Source organism: Streptomyces sp. NPDC048295 (assembly GCF_040652135.1).
Classification (GTDB): Bacteria; Actinomycetota; Actinomycetes; order Streptomycetales; family Streptomycetaceae; genus Streptomyces.
Window position 1 is genome coordinate 63191 of record NZ_JBEZLL010000018.1, and the last position, 25676, is coordinate 88866.

The 25676-nt window shown below is 70.1% G+C and carries 24 protein-coding genes and 1 pseudogene; 9 read left to right on the forward strand and 16 right to left on the reverse strand.

Translation table 11 applies throughout. The features are described 5' to 3' along the window. Window position 1 precedes the first annotated feature (1 nt). A complete protein-coding gene (locus tag AB0D53_RS25370; protein WP_362450376.1) occupies window positions 2-1312 on the forward strand; it encodes an MFS transporter in 1311 nt (436 codons plus the stop codon). Window positions 1313-1372: 60 nt separating this feature from the next. On the opposite strand, the gene AB0D53_RS25375 is transcribed toward AB0D53_RS25370, so the two are convergent. The 3 genes from AB0D53_RS25375 to AB0D53_RS25385 form a co-directional block, all read right to left on the reverse strand. Further along, window positions 1373-1828: a carboxymuconolactone decarboxylase family protein gene (locus AB0D53_RS25375; RefSeq protein WP_362450380.1), complete on the reverse strand. Its 456-nt coding sequence runs from the start codon at window positions 1826-1828 to the stop codon at window positions 1373-1375. Window positions 1829-1939: 111 nt separating this feature from the next. Continuing rightward, window positions 1940-2131 carry a hypothetical protein gene (locus AB0D53_RS25380; RefSeq protein WP_362450382.1) on the reverse strand — a complete coding sequence of 64 codons (192 nt, stop codon included), beginning with the start codon at window positions 2129-2131 and terminating at the stop codon, window positions 1940-1942. Next, window positions 2128-2301 (reverse strand): hypothetical protein, encoded by a 174-nt coding sequence (locus AB0D53_RS25385; protein ID WP_362450385.1) that lies wholly within the window; start codon window positions 2299-2301, stop codon window positions 2128-2130. The genes AB0D53_RS25380 and AB0D53_RS25385 overlap by 4 nt, the downstream gene beginning before the upstream one ends. A gap of 107 nt (window positions 2302-2408) precedes the next feature. Between AB0D53_RS25385 and AB0D53_RS25390 the strand changes: the two genes are divergently transcribed. The 3 genes from AB0D53_RS25390 (at window position 2409) to AB0D53_RS25400 (ending at window position 5118) form a co-directional block, all read left to right on the forward strand. Then, window positions 2409-3245, forward strand: a complete 837-nt coding sequence (locus AB0D53_RS25390) for a helix-turn-helix transcriptional regulator (RefSeq protein WP_362450387.1) — start codon at window positions 2409-2411, stop codon at window positions 3243-3245. Next, the gene (locus tag AB0D53_RS25395) at window positions 3242-3457 is read left to right on the forward strand and encodes a DUF397 domain-containing protein (RefSeq protein WP_362450390.1); all 216 of its coding nucleotides are present in this window, start codon (window positions 3242-3244) and stop codon (window positions 3455-3457) included. The genes AB0D53_RS25390 and AB0D53_RS25395 overlap by 4 nt, the downstream gene beginning before the upstream one ends. A gap of 155 nt (window positions 3458-3612) precedes the next feature. Beyond that, entirely contained in the window at window positions 3613-5118 is a 1506-nt protein-coding gene (locus AB0D53_RS25400) for an alpha/beta hydrolase (protein ID WP_362450392.1), read from the forward strand. A 67-nt stretch (window positions 5119-5185) separates the two neighbouring features. On the opposite strand, the pseudogene AB0D53_RS25405 reads toward AB0D53_RS25400, so the two are convergent. From AB0D53_RS25405 to AB0D53_RS25425, 5 genes and pseudogenes are all read right to left on the reverse strand, one after another. Next, window positions 5186-5812 (reverse strand): annotated as a pseudogene (locus AB0D53_RS25405) (phosphoribosyltransferase); the annotation flags it as partial. 150 nt (window positions 5813-5962) lie between these two features. Next, window positions 5963-6760, reverse strand: coding sequence for a VOC family protein (locus AB0D53_RS25410; protein WP_362450395.1), 798 nt, complete (start codon window positions 6758-6760; stop codon window positions 5963-5965). Window positions 6761-6853: 93 nt separating this feature from the next. Then, window positions 6854-7543 carry a response regulator transcription factor gene (locus tag AB0D53_RS25415; RefSeq protein WP_362450397.1) on the reverse strand — a complete coding sequence of 230 codons (690 nt, stop codon included), beginning with the start codon at window positions 7541-7543 and terminating at the stop codon, window positions 6854-6856. Next, window positions 7540-8763 (reverse strand): histidine kinase, encoded by a 1224-nt coding sequence (locus AB0D53_RS25420; protein WP_362450399.1) that lies wholly within the window; start codon window positions 8761-8763, stop codon window positions 7540-7542. Before AB0D53_RS25420 ends, AB0D53_RS25415 begins: the two co-directional genes overlap by 4 nt. 211 nt (window positions 8764-8974) lie before the next feature. Continuing rightward, the gene (locus AB0D53_RS25425; RefSeq protein WP_362450401.1) at window positions 8975-11188 is read right to left on the reverse strand and encodes an MMPL family transporter; all 2214 of its coding nucleotides are present in this window, start codon (window positions 11186-11188) and stop codon (window positions 8975-8977) included. Between the two features lie 382 nt (window positions 11189-11570). Here AB0D53_RS25425 and AB0D53_RS25430 point away from each other — a divergent pair, with 382 nt between their 5' ends. The 4 genes from AB0D53_RS25430 to AB0D53_RS25445 all read left to right on the forward strand — a co-directional run bounded on the left by AB0D53_RS25430 (window position 11571) and on the right by AB0D53_RS25445 (window position 16518). Then, window positions 11571-12596: a hypothetical protein gene (locus AB0D53_RS25430; RefSeq protein WP_362450403.1), complete on the forward strand. Its 1026-nt coding sequence runs from the start codon at window positions 11571-11573 to the stop codon at window positions 12594-12596. Between the two features lie 182 nt (window positions 12597-12778). Further along, window positions 12779-13234: a hypothetical protein gene (locus tag AB0D53_RS25435; RefSeq protein WP_362450405.1), complete on the forward strand. Its 456-nt coding sequence runs from the start codon at window positions 12779-12781 to the stop codon at window positions 13232-13234. A gap of 35 nt (window positions 13235-13269) precedes the next feature. Then, a complete protein-coding gene (locus AB0D53_RS25440) occupies window positions 13270-15477 on the forward strand; it encodes a hypothetical protein (protein WP_362450407.1) in 2208 nt (735 codons plus the stop codon). A gap of 192 nt (window positions 15478-15669) precedes the next feature. Further along, on the forward strand, window positions 15670-16518 hold the full coding sequence (locus AB0D53_RS25445) for a hypothetical protein (protein WP_362450409.1): 849 nt from the start codon (window positions 15670-15672) through the stop codon (window positions 16516-16518). Window positions 16519-16579: 61 nt separating this feature from the next. On the opposite strand, the gene AB0D53_RS25450 is transcribed toward AB0D53_RS25445, so the two are convergent. The 8 genes from AB0D53_RS25450 to AB0D53_RS25485 form a co-directional block, all read right to left on the reverse strand. Beyond that, a complete protein-coding gene (locus tag AB0D53_RS25450; RefSeq protein WP_362450411.1) occupies window positions 16580-17359 on the reverse strand; it encodes an enoyl-CoA hydratase/isomerase family protein in 780 nt (259 codons plus the stop codon). Next, a complete protein-coding gene (locus tag AB0D53_RS25455) occupies window positions 17356-18486 on the reverse strand; it encodes a cytochrome P450 (protein WP_362450413.1) in 1131 nt (376 codons plus the stop codon). Before AB0D53_RS25455 ends, AB0D53_RS25450 begins: the two co-directional genes overlap by 4 nt. 347 nt (window positions 18487-18833) lie before the next feature. Next, window positions 18834-20225 (reverse strand): cytochrome P450, encoded by a 1392-nt coding sequence (locus AB0D53_RS25460; protein WP_362450416.1) that lies wholly within the window; start codon window positions 20223-20225, stop codon window positions 18834-18836. 115 nt (window positions 20226-20340) lie between these two features. Next, on the reverse strand, window positions 20341-20931 hold the full coding sequence (locus AB0D53_RS25465) for an ATP/GTP-binding protein (protein ID WP_317862039.1): 591 nt from the start codon (window positions 20929-20931) through the stop codon (window positions 20341-20343). Beyond that, on the reverse strand, window positions 20906-21280 hold the full coding sequence (locus AB0D53_RS25470; protein WP_072487820.1) for a DUF742 domain-containing protein: 375 nt from the start codon (window positions 21278-21280) through the stop codon (window positions 20906-20908). The genes AB0D53_RS25465 and AB0D53_RS25470 overlap by 26 nt, the downstream gene beginning before the upstream one ends. Beyond that, the gene (locus AB0D53_RS25475; protein ID WP_266417211.1) at window positions 21277-21681 is read right to left on the reverse strand and encodes a roadblock/LC7 domain-containing protein; all 405 of its coding nucleotides are present in this window, start codon (window positions 21679-21681) and stop codon (window positions 21277-21279) included. Before AB0D53_RS25475 ends, AB0D53_RS25470 begins: the two co-directional genes overlap by 4 nt. After that, window positions 21678-22901, reverse strand: a complete 1224-nt coding sequence (locus AB0D53_RS25480; protein WP_362450419.1) for an ATP-binding protein — start codon at window positions 22899-22901, stop codon at window positions 21678-21680. The genes AB0D53_RS25475 and AB0D53_RS25480 overlap by 4 nt, the downstream gene beginning before the upstream one ends. Window positions 22902-23299: 398 nt before the next feature. Next, window positions 23300-24100: a hypothetical protein gene (locus AB0D53_RS25485; protein WP_362450421.1), complete on the reverse strand. Its 801-nt coding sequence runs from the start codon at window positions 24098-24100 to the stop codon at window positions 23300-23302. Window positions 24101-24509: 409 nt separating this feature from the next. Between AB0D53_RS25485 and AB0D53_RS25490 the strand changes: the two genes are divergently transcribed. Next, on the forward strand, window positions 24510-25673 hold the full coding sequence (locus AB0D53_RS25490; protein ID WP_362450423.1) for an MFS transporter: 1164 nt from the start codon (window positions 24510-24512) through the stop codon (window positions 25671-25673). Window positions 25674-25676: the final 3 nt, after the last annotated feature.

Consider the following 25676-nt stretch of genomic DNA (forward strand, 5'->3'; position numbering starts at 1 on the left):
CATGTCGACCACCACGGACACCGACCGGCCCGCCGCCGAGCACCGTAACCATCCCGGCGCCCGCATCCTGCACGGCCCGCACCGCACCATCGGCGGGGTCGAGGCCTGGGTCATCTGGGTGCTCTGCGCGCTCTTCGTGGTCTGGCTGTTCGCCATCCAGACCGGGTACGCCGTCGTCTCCCCGGAGATCCAGAAGACCGCGTCCCTCACGGTCGCCCAGATCAGCCTCGCGAGCTCGGTCTACACCTGGGCGTTCGCGCTGTGCCAGTTCTTCAGCGGGGCGCTGCTGGACCGCTTCGGTACGCGTCCGCTGCTCGCGATCGGCGTCGCGTTCGTCACCGCGGGCGCCTTCCTGTACGCGCAGACGACGAACATGGCCACGCTCGTCCTCGCCCAGATCGTGCTGGCCATCGGCTCGTCCTTCGGCTTCGTCGGCGCGGGCTACGTCGGCGGTCAGTGGTTCCCGGCGGCCCGCTACGGGCTGATGTTCGGCCTGGTGCAGATGCTGGCCTCGCTGGGCTCCGCGGTGGGCCAGCCGGCCATCTCCTGGCAGCTCGACCACATGACCTGGCAGCAGCTGCTCAACGGCTTCGGCGCGATGGGCGTGCTGCTGATCGTGCTGTTCGTCCTGCTCGTACGCAATCCCGCGCCGGGGCCGGAAGCGCTCCGGCAGGCCACCGCCAGGCCGCCGCTGTTCGCCAGCATCTTCAAGGACCTCGGCAAGTGCTTCGCCAACCGCAACGTGGTGCTGTCGTCCGTGCTCGCCGGGGTCTCCTTCGGCTCGATGCTGGCCGTCGGCGTGCTGTGGGGGCCCCGGGTGATGGAGGCGCGCGGCGCCGACCCGGGGTTCGCCGCGACGCTGACCGCCATGTCCTGGCTGGGCCTCGCGGTCGGCGCGCCGGTGTTCAACCTGCTCTCCGACCACTGGCACAACCGCCGCACCCCGGCGGTCGTCGGCGTACTGCTCCAGGCGGTGGCCATCGCCCTGCTGATCTATCTGCCCAAGGAGACCAACAGCGTCTCCATGGTCGTGATGTTCGCCGTCGGGCTGTTCGCCGGGGCGCACATGCTGGGCTTCACCGTGGCCGGGGAGTCCGTCGGCGGTGCCCTGGTCGGCAGCTCCGCGGCCATCGTCAACGGCATCTGCTTCATCGTCGGCGGTGTGCTCCAGGCCGTGCCCGGCCGACTGCTCCCGGACAACCCCGGCCTGTCCGACTACGGCACCGCCCTGCTGATGATGCCGATCCTGCTGGTGATCGGCGCACTGGCCGGCTTCTTCATCAAGGAGACCGCCCGGAAGCCGTCGGACTGACGGTTCCGGGCGGCCCGCTCCCGTCCGGTGAGGCCCCCCGTACAGCCCCCGGTGCTCGACCTACCAGGTCTTGCCCGGGGGCTGCTTGGTGGTGACGTTGACGCGGTTGAACAGGTTCGTCAGACCGATGGAGAGCACCAGGGCGGAGAGCTGCTTCTCGCTGAAGTGCCGGGCGGCCTCGTCCCAGATGGCGTCCGGCACCGGGTCGGAGCGGTCGCTGAGCCGGGTCGCGTGCTCCGCGAGCGCCAGCGCGGCACGCTCGGCGTCGGTGAAGTACGGCGCGTCGCTCCAGGCCGACACGGCGAAGAGCCGCTCGTCGCTCTCACCGGCCTTCCGGGCGTTGCGTACGTGCCCGTCGACGCAGAAGGTGCAGCCGTTGATCTGGCTGACCCGCAGCCCGACCAGTTCCAGCGTGGTCTCCGGCAGTCCGCCCTTGCCGATGGCCTTGACCAGGCCCAGCACGGGTGGCAGGGCCTCGGGAAGGATCTCCGCCGGGTTCTCGATACGTGCCTGCATGATGTGGTCCCCTTCGATGTCCGTCGCGGTCGCGGCCGCGTTCTCGCCGCGCCCTCACCGCACTGACGGACGGCGGAGGGGAAGTGTGACGAGCGCGGTGGGCCGGCGCCCTCACCGCGTCCGCCGGAGGGAGCTGCGCAGCCCGTTCTCCTCGGTGACCCTGGCCCGGAGCTGCCGTATCGACGTGGAGTCCGCTGCGTCGGCGTCCCCGCCGGAGCGGCACCGCGCGCACTCGCAGGGGGGCCAGCGCAGCGGGTTGAACTCGGGGAACTCCGGCTCGGGAACCGGCTCTTGCTCCTTCACGCCGACCCCCGTTCCGTGCAGTCCGCCGTGCGCCGGTGACGCTGGAGCAGCACCCGGCAGTCGGTCGCCCCGCTGTGGTCGCGCTGATCATTGGCGAGGGCCTCGGCCAGCCGGAGCTTCTGGCACTCGGGACAACAGCCTTCTGTTTCACGCCTGTTCTCGGCGAGCACGGAAAACTCCTCTCCGTAGTCATTCCACTACTAAGGGGGTTCAGATTGGCCTAGAGTCGGGAGTGCTTCAACTTGTTCGGCGCGAACGAAAAGTCAGGTGACAGCAGTTGAATCGCAAGGAGCTGGACCCCGAGAGCAGCCCGGAAGCCGCCTTCGGCGCACGCATCCGCAGCTTGAGAGAGGAGCACGGATGGAAACAGGAGGAGTTAGCCGAGCGGCTGGGCTACTCCGGCACGCATGTGTCCGCCGTCGAAACTGGTCGCAAGATGCCGACTCTTCGGTTCTCGCGCAACGCGGACCAGGTTTTCGGCACCGGGGAAACAGCAGACACCTTCGAACGCCAGTACCGCGAGATCCGGCATGGCTCGCTGCTGGAGGGGTTCCCGCAGTACGTGGGCTACGAAGGACGTGCAGTGGAGATCCGGCTCTACGAAGTCGGGATCGTCCCTGGGCTGTTGCAGACGCCGGAGTACGCGCGAGCGTTGGCGGAAGGCGATGTGTGGCGCGGCTCCATCACGTCCGAGCAAGCGGGAGACCGCGTCTCGTTTCTGGCTGAGCGTCAGGCTGTGCTGGTGCGGCCTCGACCTCCCACGATGCTGGTGGTGATGGACGAAAGTTGTATCCGCAGACGGGTCGGCGGGGACGAGGTAGTGGCCGCCCAGCTCGACCGGCTGCTGGAATTCGCCGAGCTGCCGAACACCGTGCTCCAGATTGCCCCCTTCGACATGGCGGAGCGCCGCCCGTTCAACCTTCCGATGAACCTGCTCACGCTGTCGGACCTGTCCGCAGTCGCGTACGCGGAATCCCAGATGCGGGGCCATCTGGAACGCGATACGACCTTGGTGCTCCCCTTGCTGGCGTCCTACCATCAGCTACAGGCCGAAGCGCTGTCCCAGGCGGCATCGGTGGCCATGATCAACGAGGCACGAAAGGGCACCCCGTGACGACCACGACCGAGTCACCCCGCTGGTTCAAGTCTTCGTACAGCTCCAACGGCGGCAACTGCATCGAGGTCGCCGCCAATCTCGTCGCCCCGCGCGGCGTGGTCCCCGTCCGTGACTCCAAGAACCCCGGCGGCCCGGTGCTGAACGTTCCCGCTGCCTCGTTCGCCTCCTTCGTGGCGGGCGTCAAGGCCGGAGAGTTCGGCACCGTCTGACCGCCCCAACCGGCGCATGTAAGCGCGAAGGCCTCATCCCGCAAAGCGTGGTGGGGCTTCTCGTTGTCCGCGACGGGCGGCCGGGGGCTAACCCCACCGCATTCCGTCGTGCCTCCCGGATGGGTTGCCGACGCTCACTCAACAAGGCTTGTTCCATGAGGACTTACGGAAAATCAGCCGCCTTCGTCGCCCTGTCCGTCACCGCCGTCGCCACCGCGCTCACCGGGGCCGCGCCCTCGCCGGCCGCCGCGTCGTCCAACCCCGCAACCGCGCTCTCCTGGCGGCCGTGTGCGCAGGACGGCGGCCCCGCCGGGCAGGAGTGCGCCGAGCTTCCCGTACCGCTCGACTACCGCGACCCGGGCGGCCCGCAGATCTCCCTCGCGGTGACCCGGGTCCGCAGCGACCGCCCGGCCGCCCGGCGCGGGACGCTGATCGTGATCCCGGGCGGTCCGGGCTCCTCCGGGGTGCAGCGGGTGACGCAGAAGGGGGAGAGGTTGCAGCGGGAGACGGAGGGGCGGTACGACATCGTGAGCCTCGACCCGCGCGGGGTCGGCGGCAGCCCGAAGGCGAGCTGCGGGCTCGACCCGGAGGACCGGGAGCTGGTGAACCTTCGGTCCTGGCCCGGTGCCGACGGCTCGATCACCGAGAACGTCACCCGCTCCCGGCGCGTCGCCGAAGCCTGCGCCCGCAACGGCGGAGCGATGCTGAAGAACCTCACCACGGCCAATGAAGTACGGGACATCGACCGCTTCCGGCAGGCCCTCGGCGAGGAGAAGCTGTCGGCCTGGGGCAGCTCGTACGGCACCTACGTGGGAGCCGTGTACGCGCAGAAGTACCCGCAGCACACCGACCGTTGGGTGCTGGACAGCAGCGGCGACCCGAACCCGTCGCGCGTCGCCAAGGGCTGGCTGGCGAACATGGCGGTGGGGGCGGCCGACCGCTTCCCCGACTTCGCGCGCTGGGCCTCGGACCCGGCCAGGGACGCGGAGGGGCTGCGACTCGCGCAGCGGGCCGAGGACGTGCAGCCGCTGGTGCTGGACCTGGCGGCGCGACTGGACCGTGAACCGAGGGAGTCCACCACGCCGGGCGTCCCGCTGACCGGCAACCGGCTGCGCCAGGCGGTCCAGCTGGCCCTGTACGAGGACGACGCCTTTGCCGGGCTCGCGGGGCTCGTCCGGGCGGCCGGTGACCCCTCGGCGAAGCCGGTCCTGCCCGATGCGCTGAGCGGGCCGATCCCGGACGCGGACGCGGCGGTCACGGTCGGCGTGATCTGCAACGACGTGCGCTGGCAGGGCACGGTCTCCTCGTACGAGCGGGCCGTCGCCGCCGACCGCGTGAAGTACCCGCTGACCGCCGGGATGACGGCGAACATCACCCCGTGCACCTTCTGGAAGGACGCCCCCGCCGAGCAGCCGACCAGGATCACGGACCGGGGACCGTCCAACGTCCTGATGATCCAGGGCCTGCGCGACCCGGCGACCCCCTACTCCGGCGCCCTGAAGATGCGCGCGGCCTTCGGCGACCGGGCCCGCCTGGTGGCCGTCGACCACGGCGGGCACGGCATGTACCTGGGCCACGGGAACGCCTGCGGCGACCGGGCGGTCACCACGTTCCTGAACACCGGGGTCCGCCCGGAGCGGGACGCCTACTGCGCGGACTGACCCGTGACCGGGCGGGGCCGTACCCGCTCGCTCAGTCGCAGCCCGGTGTCACATGGCCGCTGTTCCTGGCCTGTGCCAGCAGGGTGACGACCTCCTCGTCGGACGTCTGGGAGAAGTCCCGGTACCACTCGCCGACCGCGTAGAACAGGCGCGGCACCGACAGGCACACCACCTCGTCCGCGCTCCGGCGCAGCCGCACGACCGCCTCCGGCGGCGCCACCGGTACGGCCACCACCAGCCGCGCCGGCTGCTGCGCCCGTACCACCAGGCAGGCCGCCTCGGCCGTGGCGCCGGTCGCGAAGCCGTCGTCCACGACGATCACCGTCCGGCCGTCGAGCGGGGTCCGGGCCCGGCCGGCGCGGTACACCTGGGCCCGGCGTACGAGCTCCGCCTCCTCGACCCGTTCGACCGCCGCGAGATCCTGCTTCCCCACCCGCAGCCGGCCGGCGACGTCGTCGTTGACGACCCGTACCCCGCCCTCGCCGATGGCGCCGAACGCCACCTCCTCGTGGTGCGGTACGCCGAGCTTGCGGACGACGATCACATCGAGTTCGGCACCGAGGGTCTGGGCCACCTGGAAGGCCACCGGGACACCGCCGCGGGGCAGTCCCAGCACGACGGGCTTCTCCCGTTCGAGGTGGTGGAGCGCTTCGGCGAGCTGCTGTCCCGCGTCCACGCGGTCGGCGAACAGCACGGTGGTCTCACCCCCAGCCAGGGGACCGGGGCCGCGTGCGTACGTACCCCGCCGGCATCCCTACTACCGAAACAACCGCATGCGCGGCGCCCCCGCAACTCGGGCGGTCGCGGCCGGCCGCCGGGCGGGACGCCGCGCTCGGGAGACAGGTCAGGAGACCGGAGTCGTCGTGGGGATCTCGCCCTCGGTGGTGTGGACGTCGATGACGGAGAACGCCGCGCCCTGCGGGTCCGTCAGTGCGGCGAACCGGCCGAACGGCATGGTCATCGGGCCGAACCGCAGGACGCCGCCGCGCTCGGTGGCCTTCGCGACCGCCGCGTCGCAGTCGGCGACGGTGAAGTACACGTTCAGGTGCGGCGGGACCTCGGGCGGGAACTCCTCGCCCATCTTCATCCGCCCCATGACGGTCCTGTCGCCGAGGTTGAACATCCTGAAGTCGACGTGCTCGTCCGCGATCTTCACCATCGTGTAGGGGAAGACGGCGGGGAAGAAGGCGTCGGACTTCTCGGGCTCCCGGGTGAAGACCTCGGCCCAGCAGAACGCGCCGGGCACCCTCTCCGCCTCGAAGCCCTCGTGGCTGCCGGCCTGCCACACACCGAAGACGACGCCGCTCGGGTCGCGGGCCAGCAGCATCGTGCCGAAATCGCCGACCTGCATGGGGTCCATCAGCGTCTCGCCGCCGTTGTCCCGGATCTTCGCCGCGGTGGCCTCCGCGTCCGGCGAGGCCAGGTACAGGCACCAGGCCGACGGGCCCTCCTGGCCGGGCATCGGGGGCACCACCGCGGCGACCGCCTTGCCGTCGGCGTACGCCTGCGTGTAGTCGCCGAACTCCGACGAGGACTCGCCGAACGTCCAGCCCAGCACATCACCGTAGAAGCTCTTCGCTCCCTCCAGGTCGGCGAACATCGCGTCGGCCCAGCACGGAGTGCCCTCCGGTCGTACAGCCATGGCCCTGACTCCTTCGCGCTCGGTGGGTGGTCCCGCCTTTCACGCTAGCCAGCCGACCGACTCCCCGCGCGTCGGGAACGAGGGCGAGAGGCCTCAGACGGCCGTGCCCCGGCCCTGCGGCGGGTCCACCCGCACCAGGCCCGACTGGTAGGCCATGGCGACCAGTTGGGCGCGGTGCCGGGCGCCCAGCTTCGTCATCGCACGGCCGACATGGGTGCGTACGGTCAGCGGGCTGACGTGCATCCGGGCGGCGATCTCGTCGTTCGACAGGCCCTCGGCGGCCTGCGCCATGACCTCGCGCTCGCGGGCGGTCAGGACGTCCAGGGCCTCCGGCACGGCGACACCGCCCTCCGGGCGGGCCAGGTAGCGGGTGATGAGGGCCCGGGTGGCGGTGGGCGACAGGAGGGTGTCGCCCGAGGCCACCGTCCGGATGGCGTCCAGGAGCTCCTCGGGGCCGACGTCCTTGCCGAGGAAGCCGCTGGCGCCCGCGCGCAGGGCGCGGGCCACGTACTCGTCGATCTCGAAGGTGGTGAGGATCAGGATGCGGGTGTCCCGCAGCGCCTCGTCCCGGCAGATCGCCTCGGTGGCCGCCAGCCCGTCCATGCCCGGCATGCGGATGTCCATCACGACCACGTCCGGCGCGGTGGCACGGGCCCGCTCCACCGCCTCCCGGCCGTCCGCCGCGACACCGACGACCTCCATGTCGTCGTTCGAATCGATCAGCAGCCGGAAGGTCCCGGCCAGCAGCGCCTGGTCATCGGCCAGCAGTACCCGGATGGTCACCGCGCCGTCCTCTCCTTGTCGTCCTGATGGGGGTCGGGCTCCGCCGTCTCCAGGGGAAGCTCCGTGGTCACCTCGAAGCCCCCGTCCGCCCGGTGCCCGGCGGCCAGCCGGCCGCCCGCGGACAGGGCCCGTTCGCGCATGCCGATGAGGCCGTAGCCCGGCTCGCCCGCCGCGGGCGGTGCGTGCCCGTCGTCGGAGACGGTGAGCGTGAGCAGTCGGCGCGAGTAGCCGAGGCGGACCGAGGCCCTCGCACCGCCCGAGTGCTTGGTGACGTTGGTCAGCGCCTCCTGAACGATCCGGTACGCGGTCAGGTCCGTGCCCGACGACAGCGCCCGCCTCTCACCTTCCACCGACACCGAGACGGACAGGCCCGTCTGCTCGAACGAGGTGATCAGCTCGGGGAGCTGGGCCAGCCCGGGGGAGGGTTCCAAAGGTGTCTCCGGGTCGCCCTCGCGGCGCAGCAGTCCCACGGTCGCCTTGAGTTCGCGCAGTGCGGAGGAGGTCGTTCCGGCGAGCTGGTCCATCATGTCCTGCGCCTGCTCGGGCCGGCTGCGCAGCAGGTACGCGGCGGTGGCCGCCTGTGCGTGGGCGAGCGCGATGTGGTGCGCGACGATGTCGTGGAGCTCGCGGGCGATCCGGGTCCGCTCCTCGCTCACCCGGCGGCGCGCCTCCTCCTCGCGGGTGCGTTCCGCCAGCTCGGCCCGTGCCTCCACGGCGGCGAGATGGTCGCGCCGGTTCCGTACCGACTCGCCGACGGCACCCGCCAGCAGCACGCACGAGAGGGTGCCGATCTGGTCGGGCCGCAGCAGCGTGCCCTTGCCCCAGCCGACGGAGAGGATGACGAGGGCGACGGCCGCCCCGCTCGTGTACAGGATGGTCGTGCGGAGTTCCGTACGCAGGGCCAGGAGATAGAGCGCGACCAGGGCGGCACCGACGACGCTGGGGCTGGGGTCGAAGCCGATCCGGCCGCCCATGACGCCCAGGACACCACCGCACACCGTCGTCACCGCCACCACCGTGCGCGGGAACCTGCGCCGTCCCAGCAGCAGAACGACGGAGGGCACGACGGCGGCCAGGGAGAAGGCGAGGGGCGGGACGCGGACGATCCGGGCGTCGGTCAGGGTGCTGGAGAAGACCGCGGAGATCCACAGCGCCACGGCTATCGCCACGTCGACGGCCCGGGGGTGGCGTCGGGCCCACTGCCACCAGTCGGTGAACACGCAGTCTCTCTTCTTCCTCTTCCACAGGATGCGGGTCCGCGGGGTTCGCGGGTTCTACGGGCTCAGCAGGCCCGCAGGCGGGGTCCGCAGGGCCTGTCCGACCATCCATGGTCCTCGATCCGCCCGTCCGCCCGCGCAGCGAGACCGGAGGCCCGTCCGTCGTACTCACCACGGACGGGCCTCCGGCCGCCTCACATCACTCCGCCGTGACTCACACGCGTACGGGGTCGGGGGCCGGTTCCTCCGCGGGTGCGGGTGCGGGCGCCGCCGGTCCGCCGTGGTTCAGCTTCTCGCCCTCGACGTCCACCTGGGGCAGGACCTTCGCCAGCCACTTCGGCAGCCACCACGCCCGGTCGCCGAGCAGGGCGAGTACCGCCGGGACGACCGTCATCCGGACGACGAACGCGTCGAAGAACACGGCCGAGGCGAGACCGACGCCCATCATCTTGATCATCGACTCGCTCATCCCGATGAACCCGGCGAACACCGCGATCATGATGACGGCGGCGGCCCCGACGACCCGGGCACTGTGCCGGAACCCGGTGACGATCGCTTCGCCGGGCCGCTCCCCGTGGACGTACGCCTCCCGCATCCGGGTCACCAGGAAGACCTCGTAGTCCATGGCCAGCCCGAAGACCACGCCGATCAGGAAGATCGGCATCATGCTCATCACCGGCCCGGTCTGCTCCACGCCGAGGGCGTCGGCGAGCCAGCCCCACTGGAACACCGCGACGATCGTGCCGAAGGCCGCCGTCACGGAGAGCAGGAAGCCGAGCGCTGCCTTGAGCGGGACCAGCAGCGAGCGGAAGACGACCATCAGGAGCAGGAAGGCCAGACCGACGACGAGCGCGAGGTAGGGGACCAGCGCGTCGGTGACCTTCTGCGACACGTCGATGTTCACCGCGGTCGCGCCGGTGACCAGCATCGTCGCACCGGTCCCGGACTCCAGGCCACGGGCCTCGTCGCGGATGGTGCGGACGAGCTCCGTGGTGTCCTCGGAGCTGGGCCCGGTGGCGGGCACGGCCGTGAGCACCGCGGTGTCACCGGCCTCGTTGAAGGCGGGGGGCGTCGTGACGACGACGCCCCTGGTCGCGGTGAGCTGCTCGGCGGCCTGTGCCGCGGCGGCCTTCGGATCCTTGGCGGCCTTCGCGTCGACGACGACGGTGAGCGGTCCGTTGAAACCGGGACCGAAGCCGTCGGCCAGGGCGTCGTAGGCGCGGCGCTGGGTGGTCGAGGTGGACTTCGCCTCGTCGCCCGGCATACCGAGCTGGAGATCGAGCGCCGGTACGGAGATCAGGCCGAGACCGAGGATGCCGAGCACCAGGACCGCGAGCGGCCGGCGGATCACGAAGCGGGCCCAGCGGGTGCCGAGGTTCGGCCGGCCGTCCTTGGCGCGCTGCCCGCCGTGTCCCTTGCGCCGGGAGCGCGGCAGGACGGCCTTCTGGAAGAAGCCGAGCAGTGCGGGCAGCAGGGTCATCGCGACGAGGACGGCGATCACTACGGTGCTCGCCGCGGCGAGACCCATCTTGGTCAGGACGGGGATGCCGACCACGGCCAGGCCCGCCAGCGCGATGACGACGGTGAGCCCGGCGAAGACGACGGCGGAACCCGCCGTGCCCACCGCCCGTGCGGCGGCCTCCTCGGCGCCGTGGCCCTCGGCGCGTTCCGTCCGGTAGCGCGAGACGATGAACAGCGCGTAGTCGATGCCGACCGCGAGCCCCAGCATCAGGGCGAGCGTGGTCGTGGTCGTGGACATCCCGATGGCGACGATCGAGGCCACGCCCACGCCGATGCCGACGATCGCGGTGAGCAGCGGGAGGCCCGCCGCGGCGAGCGACCCGAAGGTGATGAGCAGGACGACCGCGGCGGCGGCGACACCCACGAGTTCCGTCGTGCCGCCCATCTCGCTCTCCGGCACCAGGGCCGAACCGCCGAGCTCCACGGTCAGCCCCGCGTCCCGCCCCTTCTCGGCGGTGTCCTCCAGCGCCTTCTTGGTGGCGGTCGTGAGATCGATGCTCTGCACGTCGTACGAGACGGTGGAGTACGCGGTGGTGCCGTCCTTGCTCACCGCCCCGGCCATCTTGAACGGGTCGAGGGCGCCCTTGACCTGGTCACCGCCCGCCACGTCCGCGACGATCTTCTCGATGGCCGCCTTGTTCGGGCCCGCCGTGACCTTCTGGCCCTCGGGCGCGACGAAGACGATCCGGGCGTCGGCGGCGTTGGAATTGCCGCCGGGGAAACGCTGGTCCAGCAGGTCGAACGCCTTCTGCGACTCCGTCCCGGGCATCGAGAACCCGTCCTCGGGGGCGGTCGGGGCCTTGGCCGCGGCGAACGCGCAGGCGGCCAGGACCACCACCCAGAGCAGGGCGACGAGCCGACGTCTCCGGAAGGAGAAGCGGCCGAGCCGGTAAAGGAAGGTAGCCACGAAGAGGCGCTCCAGTCTCTCTGGATCGGGCAACGGTCCGCGGCGCGGTGCCACGGCTCCGGCCGTGCCTGGGCCGTGCCGGGGCACGGCGGGGCCGGAGGAATGCCTCAATCCTTCGTGAACAGGGGCGTCATCGTCGTCGTCGCCCTGCATGCACTCGTACGTACTGTCGTTGCAGTACGTACGGCTGCGCGGGGCCGTCAGTCTCCGGCGGTCCTCGTACGCGCGAAGTTCCGTCGGCATGGCGGGAGATGGAGAAGGTGCGCTACGGTGACCACGTCATCACGTTCCGTGTGCTCCCGTGCGCATGGAGCGGCCCCCGGCGGTGCGCTAACACCAATCCGAGGGCCTACACCACCAGTGGACTGCGAGGCCACCGGAAATGCTGCGTCATGCTATCGCGCCGTCCGCGCGCTATACGAAGGCATCGAACGATGTCGTACGCCATCCGCGTCTGAACAGTGACGCGAAGATCCTGCTCCTCTACGTCCAGGGCCTCCCGGGCGATGCCCTGTGCAAACCGTTGGGCGAACTCGCCCGCAAGGTGGGCATCAAGGGCCGCGCGTACCAGAAAGCGAAGCAACAGCTCGTCGAGCACGGCTTCGTGCACGAGCGGCGGCGCCAGGTCGCGGGAGGCCGCTGGCTGACCGCGCAACTGGTCGCGAACAATCCCCTGACCGCTGAACAGGCGGCACTCCTCCTGGGCGAGCCCGCCCCCTCGGCCACGGCCACCGCCACCGCCACGGCCACCGCCACGGCCACGGCCACGGCCACGGCCACGGTCCCGCCGCCGGGTACACACTTCCCGACGGTCGGTGAGCCGACCCCTCGGGTGGCCGGTGGTCATGAACCGGTAGAAGACCACGGTGATAAGACAACTCCCCACCCACCCACCAAACCTGAGCGGGCGACAGGCGCCACACCCGACCCGACCCCACGGACCCCCACGGCGGATCCCGCCCAACTGGCCCGCGCGGAACGGGTCCTGCTCTCCCTGCGCCACACCCGACGCGAGCTGTTCCTGGGGGTACGCGAGGCCCGCGCCCTCGCCGTCGAGGCCGTCAAGTGGCTCGAACGCGGCCTGAGCGAATCCGACCTCCGCCACGCCCTGCTCGCCGAACGCCCGCAGGACGGCGTCCGCTCGGCCGTCGGCTTCCTGCGCCACCGCCTGATCCAGAAACTCCCCGAACCCCCGGCCCGGCACCGGCCCTACGAACGCCCGCCCCTCGCCGAACTCGTCGAATGCGCGGGCCCCGGCGAGCCACATGTCTTCCGCCCCCGGTTCGGCGAATCCGAATGCCCTGCCTGCCACCGCGCCGCCGCCCGCACCGAACCCGAACCCGTCCCCTGGCGCGAACGCATCGCCGCAATCAACGGCACACCTACGGCCCTGCCGACCGGGGCCTGACCGCCGCCCTACCGTCGCCGGGTCGCCGACGCGGTGAGGGGCCCCGTTCGTGCCGAACGCGGAGGAGGCATGGGCTGACTCGCTGAGCAGCTGAGTCGCCCACCGGTGGGCGCTCAATGCACCATACTTGCGCAGAAATTCGAGTTTCTGCACGCACGTGCGCACGGGGAAGGACGGCATCGATGGCCTGGGGCGAGTGGGATCAGTTGAAGTCGGAGGCACGCGCCAGCAGCTCGGTGTCGATGCGTCTCAACCAACTTCCCGCCGGTACCGACGGGGCGCCCCCTTCCCCGTCCGTCGCCACGCCCGACTTCGCTTCGACTCCGGCCGAGAAGAAGGCTGCTGCCGACGCCATCGACGGGCCCATCCTCGATGGCACCCGTAAAGCCGGCAACTGGGCGGACGAGTCCAACAGCGCGGCGGCCAAGGCGTTCGGAGCCAAGGACGGGGACGGGTGGGCCACATCGAGCGCGTTGAAGAAGGCTGACAAGGACTGGGGCGAGCAGGTCGAAATGCTGTGCAAGAGGCTGGCCTCGGAGAGTGCGCTGCTGCGCGACACCGGCATCCGGTTCCAGAGCCACGACATCGGCGTCGGCAACCGGCTCAAGGGCGTGTCGAAGCTCAACGACATCAACTGATCGGGGGATCAGAAGTGCCCAGCTACCACGAAGTCATGACCACTGACCTGTCCGCGCTGACTACGGCGGCCGAGAAGTGGGACGCGATGGCTGCCGAGTTCGAGAAGGTCGAGCGCGCTTACAAAAGGGACGTCCATGGCATCAGCTTGGGACAGTCCTGGTCCGGTCTGAGTGCTGATGCGGCCAACAAGCGCTTCACCGCAACCCTCAAGGAATACCGGTCCGCGCAGACCGAGGCGAAGGCGGTCGCCTCGCTGATCCGCGACGCGCACACCCAGTTCGTCGATCTGCGGGCGAAGGTGAAGGCTGCCGTCGCGGATGCCGTCGAGGTCGGAATGGCTGTTTCCGACCAGGGACAAGCCCGCTTCGATTACAGCAAAGCCACAGAACAAGAACGTTTTGCCGCTCATCATGACCCGGGGTTGCGTGATACCGAGCAGTCCTGGACTGATCACATAGCCGCCGCTGTCCGCGCAGTCGGAGACGCCGACGACGGATTCGCACTGGCACTGAAGGCCGCGATGCAGGACAGCGACCCATTCGACGGCACCATAGGAGGCTTCAACTCCATGGCGACTGGCGACATCGAGAAGTACGAGGCCGACGCCGCCGCAGACACGGCCATGAAGCTGAACTCGGGCGAAAAGGTGTCCGAAAGGGAGCTCGCAGGGCTGGAACGCGCGTTGCGTGATAACAGCGGCAACAAGGAATTCAGCCAGCCTTTCCTGAAGGCGCTGGGCGCGGACGGCTCCATCAGGCTCAGTAACAAGCTCTTCGAGATGGCATACGGCGGCGACAAGAGTAACCGCACGCAACTACTGCAAACTCAGCGAGAGTTGGGGAACTCGGTGGCCAGTGCGACGTGGAAACCGAGCAGTGATCAAGATCGTGCGTTCTACGAGGAATTCACCAAGGACCTCAAGGAGAACGGCACCAAGAACTTCGGCTCGGACTCCAACCCGGTCACTGGTTACTCCACGTTTGTCAGCATGATGAACGCGGCTGATGGCAAGTTCAATCAAGATTTTCTGCACGGACTGGGTGACGATCTCATCGCCGCGGAGAAGAAAGATCATGAGCTCTTCGTGCAGAAGGGCGCCGGCCACAACGGCGTTCGTGCCGACGCCATCGACACCCTGCTCGGTGTGATGAGTCGTGACCCCGACACAGCCACTGCTTTCCTCGACCCCGGCCAGGACCCGGAGAAGGGCAACCAGCGGCTGGAGTATTTGACCGGAACCGGCGAAAAGTCCAGAGACTGGCCGAAGATTCTACTCACCGGTTATCCCAAGGTGGAGGTCGACGACCCCTACAGCCACACCGGCCTCGGTGCCGCGCTGGAGGCCGCCTCCACCGGACATCCGCCGCTGGCCGAGGGCGAGTCCAACGGCCGCCCCGGCCCGCACACCCCCGCCCAGGCCCGGGTCATGCAGGGCACCATTGAGTACCTCGACAGTGGCGCGGCCGGTGACAGCGTGCCCAAGAACATGCACCAGAATCTGGCCAACGCGATGGCGGACTACGCGGCTGACAACCACAACATCCTCGCGGAGACCGACGGTCCTCGTTACGGAAGTCCGGCGGGACGAGACGGCATTTGGCAGGACGGCTCGGGGCACGACGCCAAGGCAGGGATCACCGTGGGCAAGGACTCGCTCATGCGGGTTATGCGTGGCGTCACCGAGGAGGCCGACACCGCCAACTTGCTTTACGCGACGCAGAGGGACTACGCAATGGAGCGCCTGGTCGACGCTCCGGCACAGGGAGGTGAGGGCTATGTGCGCTGGACCAACCCGGCCAACGATCTCGGCCACGTCATGGGTGCCATGAACTCCATCGGCTCCGATGTGATCCTCGACGAACGCGACGGCAAGATTGCCCAGGTCAACGACGATACCCGGTACGGATACCACTTGATCGGTGCTCCGATCACCGGCCTTCCGGTGCTGGGCGACACCGCACAGCGTCTTGTGGACGCGGCTGGGTACGAGTGGTCAAAAGATGTCAGCGAGGCAGCCGAAGCGGCAGCCGTGGAGAAGAACTCCGGCCACTACAGCTCCGGGATCAACGGTACGTACGAGCTCATCGATGCCTGGGCCAAGGACCGGGGTGTGGACATCGAGGACCATGAGAACTCGAAGCACGACCCTGACTGGGATGCGTGGAGGGACATGCGCACCAGGGCCAAGCAGTCGTATACCAGCGCTCGCAGCGATGCGGCCACCTACCTCGGATGGGAATGAACGCACGTGACCACGGAAACACCCCGAACGCGGCGTCGGTGGCGGCGGGGCCTCGTCCTGGCCGGTTGTGCACTGCTCGTGGTAGCGGGAGTGACGGTGGCGGCCAATACGAACGCGTTCGGACCCCGGGAACTGTGTGATGGCTGGCTGAGCAGTGATGACGCCCAAGAAGGTCTCGGCGGCAGTGGCCGGGTGACCAGCCGCTTCGACTCGACCAACGCCTGCGTGCTGGAACGGGCCGGCTGGCTTCCTGGCGGGAAGGACGTGGAAGTCCGCCTCCGGGCCACCGCCGTCGCAGCCGACCATCCCTTCGCCGATTCCCTGTGGACCGTCTCGGGCGAGCACAACACTGTGGCGGGCCTCTTCCCGGGTGCCTTCGACACGCACGGCACCGGCTGGGTCTCTCTCCCCGCTTCGTGCGCCATGGTGGGCGAAGGGGCGGCCAAGGGCGATCGCACCGTCCTGCGGGTGGGAGTGGAACGGGGTGATGTGGACCCGGCCAAGCTGTCCCGGACGGCGGAGCGGGTGGCCCGTGCCATCGCCACGTCTCACCAGTGCCTGCCGGCCACCTCGCAAGCGGGCTCCACGGCGTCGGGAACGGGCGGCTTCCGCTACTTCCCCGCCTCCCGGGTGAGCAAGTCAGATCCGGCCAAGGTGTGTGGGCTGGCCGGCTTCTCCTTCGCCGCCACGGCCCCGGCGGGCACCTCCGTGCAGCAACAGACCTCGGGTTCCTTCGACGGCGCCTGGTTCTGCGACCTGTCCCTGGAGCGCCCCGCGACCGGCTTGCCGAGGGACGACGAACACGGCCCCTTCGCCCGCCTCGCCGTCATCCGGAACCCGGAACTGTTCAGCGGCGCCGAAAAGCGTGGCTTCGAACGGGCCGTCTGCGGGGGCAAGGAGACTTATTTCGCCATGGACAATCTCTTCCTCGAAGAGAACACGAAGGGCCCGGTGGACAAAGCGGCCATGGACTTCTTCCGCAACTCCTCGGTCCTGGAGCGCTTCCCGAAGGCCGCGCGCACCGCTCTCGGCTGCGGCTGAGCAGGCCGCCTCGCCCCGGCACCGGCCGGGGCGGGAGGCCGACCGGGGCCTGACCGCCGCCCTACCGTCGCCGGGTCGCCGCCGCGACGGTGGCCATGAGTTCCGCGTCCAGGACGGACGGGTCGGCCAGCCGGGTCGGGGCGGCGTAGGAGTTGAGCAGCGCCTTCGTGACGCGGAGGGCGGCTTCGGGGCGGCGCACGATGGGCTTGGCCCAGGCGGTGACCGCCGCGTCCAGGTCGCTCTCGGGCACGATGCGCTGGAGGACCGACAGCTCGTACGCCTCGGTGGCGTCGAAGGCGCGTCCGGTGAGGATGAGTTCACGGGCGCGGGCGGCGCCGACCTCGTGGATGAGCCGGGGCAGTACGCCGCCCCAGGCGGTGGGCAGCCCGAGCGCCAGCTCCGGCAGCCGGAAACCGGCGGTGTCGGCGCCCACGCGCAGATCGCAGGCGAGGGCCAGCGCGAGACCGGCGCCGATCGCCTTGCCCTGGATCCGGGCGATGGTGACGGCCTGGTTCGTGGAGATCGCCTCGCAGACCCGGCGGGCCTTGTCACCGGCGATCCGGATGCCCCGCCCGGTGGGGTCCTCATCGAGCCAGTCGGCGAACTCGTTCCGGTCGCCGCCCAGGCAGAAGTCGTCCCCGGCCCCGCTGAGCACCAGTACCCGCACGTCGGGGTCCGGTACGGCCAGGACCGCCAGCAGATCGTCCAGCATCGCCTCGGTGACCGCGTTGCCGGTGCCCGGGGAGTCCAGCTCCACCCGGAGAACGGCGCCCTCCCGCTCGGTGCGCACCGTGCTCGGGCGCCTGTGCGGGGTCAGGTACTGCGGCAGCGAGAGCTTCATATCGCCACGCCCAGCGAGGTGACCCGTCTGAAGACCAGCCGGGAGGCGTACGTGGCCGGCGCGATGGCGCGCAGGGTGGGAAACCGTTTCAGCAGCTGCGTCAGGAGCGTGCGTGCCTCCAGGCGGGCGAGGGCCGCGCCCAGGCAGTAGTGCACCCCGCCCCCGAAGGTCAGATGCGTTCCGGAGCGCTGTACGTCGAAGGCGTCCGGGTCCTCGTTGCGCCGCGGGTCGTGGTTGGCGGCCCCGTACATGACGTGGACCATGCTGTCCTTGGCGATCGGCACACCCGCCAGCACGGTGTCCTCGGCCGCGATCCTGGTGTTGATGTGGATCGGCGGGTCGTAGCGCAGGACCTCGTCGACGGCGGCGTCGATGTAGCCGGGGTTCTCGCCGAGCCAGGCCCACCGGCCGGGTTCCTTCAGGAGCAGTTCCACCATGGCCGACAGCAGGGTCGCGGTGGTCTCCAGCGAGGCGATGGTGACGAACATGGTGAGCCGGTAGAGGATCTCGTCCGCCGCCTCGCGGTCGGGTTCCCGGGCGTCCCAGGTGTGGATCCAGCCGGTCAGGACATCGTTGCCGGGGTTGGCCCGGCGCTGCTTCACCAGCTCGGTGAAGTAGCTGCGCAGACGCACGGTCGCCTCGGCGGAGACGGCGAGCTGCTTCTTGGTGGGCAGCAGCTCCTGGGCGTGCACCTGGTCGTGGGTGATCTCCAGGATGTGCGCGTAGTCCTCGGGAGGTATCCCCAGCCAGGAGCCGATGGTGCTGATCGGCAACTGCTCGCTGACCGTACTGACGAGGTCGGCCTCGCCCCAGTGCAGCTTGTCGGCCAGCTCGTCCAGGAGCCGGGCGACGTGCCCCTCGACCTGCGGGGTCAGCCGCGTGATGGTCGAGCGGTCGAAGAGGTTGCCGAGGCTGCGGCGCTGGCAGGTGTGCTCGGGTGCGTTGAGGCGGGAGAGGGTCTTGGTCATCTCCTGCGTGGCGACGGCCTCCCAGCGCTCGGTGTCCGCCTGGCGTTCCTGCCAGGCGAAGTCGGGCGCCAGCCAGTTGCGTCCGCGCAGCACCTCGCTGCACGCGTCGAAGCCCGTGACGAAGTACGCCTCCCAGGGCGCGCGTACGACGTCGCCCATGGCTCTCAGATCGGCCAGCAAAGGGTAGGGATCAGCCTGCCCCTCGGGCGATTTGAGACGTTTCAGGAGAGAGATGAGGGCACGGCGGTCGACGGGGGGTCTGTCTGTGCCACATATAGCGCTCACGCAGAGTTCCTTGACCTGGTCTCATGGTTACCGGCAGAACCTACCCCTCCGCATATGCCCGCCATGCGTGGATCGTTGTTGCCCGTATCACAGAGAAACTCTGCTTCAGCCCCTTGTCATCTGTCGCGTGCGCCTCAACTCCCTCTCCTGTCACAGCTGTTATGCGCGAGAAAACCCGCTTTGCGGGCATGGGCCGTACGGCACGCCCGATTAGACGTTCCTCACACCCGGAACACGTCCAGGAAGGAACTCCACCAGCCCTTCGTCTTCTTCTGCGGCTCCGCGTGGTCGTAGTGCGGGGCCGGCGTCTCGCTCGGGGCGGCATGCCGGGCCGGAACGGGCGACTGCGCCGCCGACGTCGTGGTCCGGCGCGCCGGGGCGGCGCTGAAGAACACGGGCAGTGACACCAGGGCCCGGTGGAAGGGGCCCGGACGCCATTCGACCGCGTCGGGCGACACCGCGAGGGCGAGGTCGGGCACCGAGTTGAGGATCTTCTCGATCGCGGTGAGGGCGATGAGCTGCGCGGGCGACTTCGCCGGGCAGACGTGCGGGCCCGCGCCCCAGGCCAGATGGGCGCCCTTGCTCAGGGTCTGCCGGGCGTCGGTGAGCGCGGGGTCGCTGTTGGCGGCGGCGAAACTGATCAGTACCGGGGTGTCCGCCTTCAGCGTCACACCGCCCAGGTCGATGTCCTGGACCGGGTAGTGCGTCGCGTAGTTGGCGATCGGCGGGTTGTTCCACAGCACGTCGTCGAGGGCGTCCTCGACCAGCATCCCGGTGCCCCGCCGCTGCGCGGCCCCGGTGTCGCTGGACAGCATGAGCAGCAGCGCGTTGGCGATCAGGTTGCGCTCCGGCTCGATGCCCGCGCCCATCAGCATGACGAGCTGGTCCTTGAGCTCCTCGTCCCGCAGCCCCGCCGGGTGCTGGATCAGCCAGGAGGTGATGTCCTCGGCGGGCTGGCGCCGCTTGAGCGCGACGAGCTCCATCAGACACTCGGTCAGCTCGGCGTTGGCCCGGAGCACGTCCTCGCCGTCGAAGATCGCGGACATGCTGCGGGTCAGCCGGTCGCCGATGTCGCCGGGGCAGCCGAAGAGCTGGTTGAACAGCAGGAGCGGCAGCAGCTTGGCGTAGTCGCCGAGCAGGTCCGCGCTGCCGCGCTCGATGAACTGGTCGATGAGGTAGTCGGCTATCCGCTCCACATCCCGGCTGAGCCGGGTGGTGTTGAGCCGGCCGAGGCTCTCGGTGACCGCCTTGCGCAGCCGCAGATGCTCGGTGCCGTCCGTGAACAGGCAGTTGGGCCGGTACGCCATCATCGGCAGCACCGGGCTGTCCAGCGGTACGCGGCCCTCCCGCAGCGCGGCCCAGCGCCTCGCGTCACGGGCGAAGAAGGACGGATTCTGCAGCACCCGGAGCGCGGCCTCGTGCTGCACGACCAGGGTGGCCTCCACACCGGGGGCCAGCTCGATCGGAGCGGCGAGTCCGTGCGCCCGGAACGCGTCGTACACGCGCTGCGGATCGGACGCGAACTCCGGCCCGTAGAGCGACGTCTGGTGCTCACCGCGCATCGGGCACCCGGTGGGGGCGCTGTACGGGGTGGATCCCGGCGACGAGTCCATGTGTGATTCCTCGATGTGATCGCGGGCCCAGAAGGGCCCGGACGGTGGTAGGAGAACGGGCCCGGGAGCCATCGCCCGACCCGGGCCGTCCGAACGGCGGCCGGGCGACAGCTTCTCAGGCCACGTGTGCCAGAAGGTGCTGGACCAGAGTGATCAGGGCCTGCGCGGACGAGTTCTCGTCCCGGGCGTCGCAGTACACGACCGGGGTGTCCGGCAGCAGATCGAGAGCCTCGCGCAACTCCTCCTCGGCATGCCGGGAGTACGGATCGAAGCTGTTGACCGCGACCGCGTACTCCAGTCCGTACGTCTCGACCAGGTCGATCACCGGGAAGGTGTCGGCGAGACGGGCCGGGTCGACGAGGAGCAGCGCGCCGAGCGAGCCGCGGGCCATGTCCTCCCACAGCTCGACGAAGCGCTGCTGGCCCGGCGTACCGAACAGGTACAGCACCAGTTCGTCGCTGAGCGTCAGACGGCCGAAGTCCAGCGCGACCGTCGTGGTCACCTTGTCGGGTGCGCCGCGCAGATCGTCGATGTGCGCCCCGGCCTGGGTCATCCGCTCCTCGGTGCGCAGCGGCGTGATCTCCGAGAGGGTGCCGATGAGCGTCGTCTTGCCCACGGCGAAGTGCCCGACGACGAGAATCTTCGCCGCACGCCGTACCGCGTCCGGCACATAGATGCTGTCAGCCGAACCGGACGTGGAGTCCATGCAACACCTCTTCGAGGATCTTCCTGTCAACGAGCTGGGCCGGCGGTGGCGCCTTGCGGCGCATCAGGTGACCTTGTTCAGCTAAATCGTTCAGCAGCAGCCGCGCCACACCGACCGGCTGACCGAGGTGACCCGCCACCTCCGCCACCGAAAGATAGCCGCCGGAGCACAGCTCCCAGATGGCCCGTACCTCCGGGCTCGGGTTCGGGGGCGGCTGCCGGTCGGGCGCGATGGTGACCAGGGTGACGAGGGAGAGGCCCTCCGCATCGGGCAGGCCGCGCCCGCCGGTGATCACGTACGACCGGACGAACCCGCTGTTGACCGCCTGTTCCTCGCCCGGGGTCGTCATACGTCGATTCCCGCGTCCTGGCGGGGAGGTGTGGTCATCGCCTTCCCCAGCGCGGTGACCTGTTGCTGCATGCGGAAGGACATGGCCTCCATGTCCACGTCGGCCGCCGCGGCCGCCGCCAGGTAGGCGCCGGTGCCCGCCGCGATCAGGAAGATCCAGCCGTGGTCGTACTCCAGCAGCGTCTGGCGCCAGCGGCCCGGGGCCTGGGCGCCGATGAAGGGCGCGACGGCCCGGCTCAGCGACTGCATGGAACTCATCGCGGCCGCCACGGTCTCCGCGTCGTCCCGGCCGATCTCACTGGAGTTGGCCAGCAGCAGACCGTCGGCGGAGACGAGGATCGCGTGCCGTGCGCCGGGTACCTGGAGCACATCGTTGAGCACCCAGGACAGATCGGGGTTCACTGGAACTCGGGTCCTTCCATCGTCGTCATGTCACGCCCGGACCGGGTACCGCGCTGGAACGCGCCCAGACGGGAAGCGGTCTCCTCGTTGCTGCGCACCGGCTCCGGTTCGGCCGACGGCACGACCGACACCGGGCTCTTGCGACGACGCTTGGGCAGCCCGCCGGCGGTGGTGGCGGGCCCGGTGGGCAGCGGAGCGGCGACCGGCTGCGCGGCCGGCGGGAACAGCGGGGTCGGGGACGGCGCGTGCGCCTGGCGCCGGGGGAGCGCCGAGATCTCCGCGTCGTGGTGCTCGACGAACGTGGGCGGCGCGGGCACATCACCGGTCAGCAACTCGTCGGGCAGCAGAACCACGGCGCGTACGCCTCCATAGGGGGACACGGAATCCACCGAGACCTTGAACCCGTAGCGGGCGGCCAGCATCCCGGAGACGGCGAATCCGAACTGCGGGGGGATGCCCAGACTGGAGAGGTTGATCGCGGCCTGCGGCGCGAGGAGGGCCGCGGCGCGGTCCTTCTCCTCCTGGCCCATGCCGAGACCGGCGTCGTCGACGATGAGGCAGACGCCCGTCGGGACGGCCTGGATGTTGATTTCGACCGGGGCGCCGGGCGCGGAGTAGTTGGTGGCGTTGGCCAGCAGCTCGGCGAGGACGACGGCCACGGGCTCCACGGCCTTGCTGACGACCGAGAAGTTCACCTGCCCGTTGATCCGCACCCGGTCGAACTGCCGGATACGGCCCTGGGCGCTGCGGGCCACGTCGAAGACGGACGCGACGGTCTCCCGGCGCCCGAGCCAGCCGCCGCACAGCACAGCGATGCCCTGGGCACGCCGTCCGAACTGGCTGTTGGCGTGGTCGATGGCCATCATGTCGGCGAGGATGCCGGGGTCGTCGCCGTACTTCTGCTGGGCGTTCTCGATGACCACCTGCTGCTCGTCCGCGAGCCCCTGGAGGGTACGCACGGCGGCCTTGAGGACCGCCTTGGTCTCCTCCTCGGCGTCCTTGCGGACCTCGGTCAGCTCGGAGGAGTGCTGATGCGTCAGACCGGTGTACGCGACGTGGAGTTCGTCACGTTGGCGCTGCAACGTGTCTCGTTGCTGGTGGAGTTCGGAGTTCTGTCTGCGCAGTCCGATGTTGGTCTTGCGAGCCCGCAGAACGGCACCCACGGCGACCAGCGCGACGACAACCAGTGCCCACAGAAGAGGGCCCTGTGCAAATGTCATGAGACTCACTTCAAGTGCCATGGCTATGGATACGGCTTGACGCTCCCTCACGTGCCGCAGTGCCGGGCCGGTCTAGCCGCGGTCTGCGTCACCCAGGAAGGGCCCCTCCGGGTGTGGGGCCGAGGAATTCATTCCTCCCGGAATGCCCCCATATGCCGTCAGCCCACTGGAAGTAAGATGATCTTAACATCGGTCAGGTGGGCAATTGTCAAGACCGACACGCCAGTTGCACTCTTGCGCTGAATGTTCACAACAGAGCCGCTGTGGCGGCGGTCGGAAGTCGGCCGCAGGACGGCCGGGAGTCGGCCGCGGGGGCGGTCCTGAGTCGGTCGCAGGGGGCGGTCGTGAGTCGGCCGTGAGTCGGCTGCGGGGGCGGTCCTGAGTCGGCCGGGGGGTGGTCAGCCGACGCAGAGGAGGAGCACGCAGATCCGGCCCGGCCGGGTCGTTTCCGGCGCGGGGCTCGGGGGCGGTGCGTCCGCCGCCGGGTTGCCGGCCTGCGAGGGAGCGGGTGCGGGTGGCGTGCTCGTCTGCGGGGCCGGGGTGCCGGTGGCGGGCGACCGAGGGGTCGCCGCCGTGGCGGGACGGGCGGCGGCGACGGAGTGCCGGGTGCTGTTCGTGACCGTGGCGGGCACCGTGGAGGTGTTCCGGGGCAGGCCGGTGGCCGCGAGCGATCGGTCGTCGGTGCCGGAGCTCAGTGCGTCGCGGGTGTGCGTGCGTACGGCACGCGGCGAGCCGGCACCGGTGTCCGTGTCCGTACCGGCGTCCGTGTCGGTGTGGGGGACGTCGGCCCGGTCCGTGGCGGTGGCCGTGGATTTCGGCTCCGGCAGCGTGGAGGCCTGGGTGCTGTGGGTGGTGGACGGCCGGGACGGGAGTACGGCGAGGGTCAGGCCGCCGCCGACGAGTGCGACGGTCGACGCGAGCACCGCCCGGCGCCGGTGCTTCTTCCAGCGCGCCAGTTGGCGACGCCTGGCCGCACGGCCCTGCGGTGCGGGGGTGCGCGGCCATTCGTCGACGTGCGGTGCGGGGGCGCGCGGCTCGGAGGTGTGCGGCTCGAAGGTGGCGGGCTCGAAGATGGCGGGCTCGAAGATGGCGGGCTCGAAGATGGCGGGCTCGGCCCCGATGTGCGGCGTGTCGAAGTACCCGGCCGAGTCGGGGAACTCCTGCGCCGGCCATTCCTCCACCACCCTGACGGTGGCCATGGGCGCCGTGGGTGCCACGGTCGTCGCCGCTGCCGGGCCGTGTCGGTGATATCCGTGCGGGGCGATGTCCGGCGCGTACGCACCGCATCCGGGGCACGTCAGGGCCCCGTTGAGCGTCCGACGGCACGAGGAGCAGTAGTCCATCCGCGATCTCTCTGTGCTGACTGCGCCACCAGGAACTCCGGCGACCTGTTCAAGTTCGCACTCACGATCGAGCGGGCAACAACGTAACGGCACTTGCGGGAGGTTGTGCGCAGTCGGTGTGTTGCTCTCGCGAAGATTGTTCGCCGACGGCCGGGCCGTACTCGCCTCCGGAGTCGGCCACTATATGAGACGACCTGTCTTGCATGGTGGATTCGGTGCAATAGTTGCAGCCTGCATGCACCAGGGAGGAACGGGGAGGACCGCTGTGCGCCGTTGGATGATGCTGGCTCTCGGGACCGCGGCGCAGACGGTTGCCTGCACCTTCCTCTACGGACTCCCGTACACCTCGGAGGCGCTGAGGCGGGACAACGGGCTCACGCTCGGTCAGGTCGGGCTGCTGATCGCCTGCCCCACCGTCGGCCTCATGCTGACGCTCATAGCCTGGGGCGCCCTGGCCGACCGCTTCGGTGAGCGGGTCGTCATCACCTCCGGTCTGGGCATGACGGCGGTGCTCCTCTCCCTGGGGGCCACGATGAACGGCCTGGTTCCCCTGGGCGTGCTCCTGGCGCTGGCCGGGGCGGCGAGCGCCTCGGTCTCCGCGGCGAGCGGCCGGCTCGTCGTCGGATGGTTCTCCGCCCGGGAGCGCGGGCTCGCCATGGGGATCCGGCAGACGTCGACCCCGCTGGGGATGGGCATCGCGGCTCTGGTGGTCCCCACGCTCGCCGCGCGCGGCGGCCTGGCGGGGACCGTGCTGTTCTGCGCGGTGCTGTGCGGCGTCGTGGCCGTGCTCGTCGGCGCGCTGACCTCGGATCCGCCCCGTGCCGCGCGGACCGCGGGGCGGGAACCGGCTCCCAATCCGTACCGCCGCGCCGGGCTGTGGCGCATCCACGCCTCCAGCGCGCTGCTGTGCGTACCGCAGTTCGCCACGAACGCCTTCGCGATGGTGTTCCTGATCGACGTGCGGGGCTGGAGCGCCGTGCACGCCGGGCAGCTCCTGGTGGTGTCGCAGGTGCTGGGGGCGGCGTCCCGGGTGGCCGCGGGCCGTTGGTCCGACCGGGTCGGCAGCCGGATGCGGCCGATGCGGCAGCTGTCCGTGTGCATCGCCGTCGTCATGGGCGCGACCGCGCTGGGCGCGCTGTGGCCCTCGCCGCTGACGGACCTCGCGATGGTCGTCGCCTGCGGTGTCACCGCGAGCACCAACGGGCTGGCCTTCACCGCCACCGCCGAGCTCGCCGGGAGCTCCTGGTCGGGCCGGGCCATGGGCGTCCAGAACACCGGCCAGAACCTCGCCGCGTCGCTGACGCCGCCGCTGCTGGGCGGGCTGATCGGCTCGGCCGGTTACGCGCGGGGCTTCCTGCTGGCGGGAGTGCTGGCGGCCGCGGCATGCTTCGTGATTCCCGCGCGGGGGGCCGCGGAGACCCGGCCCTGACCC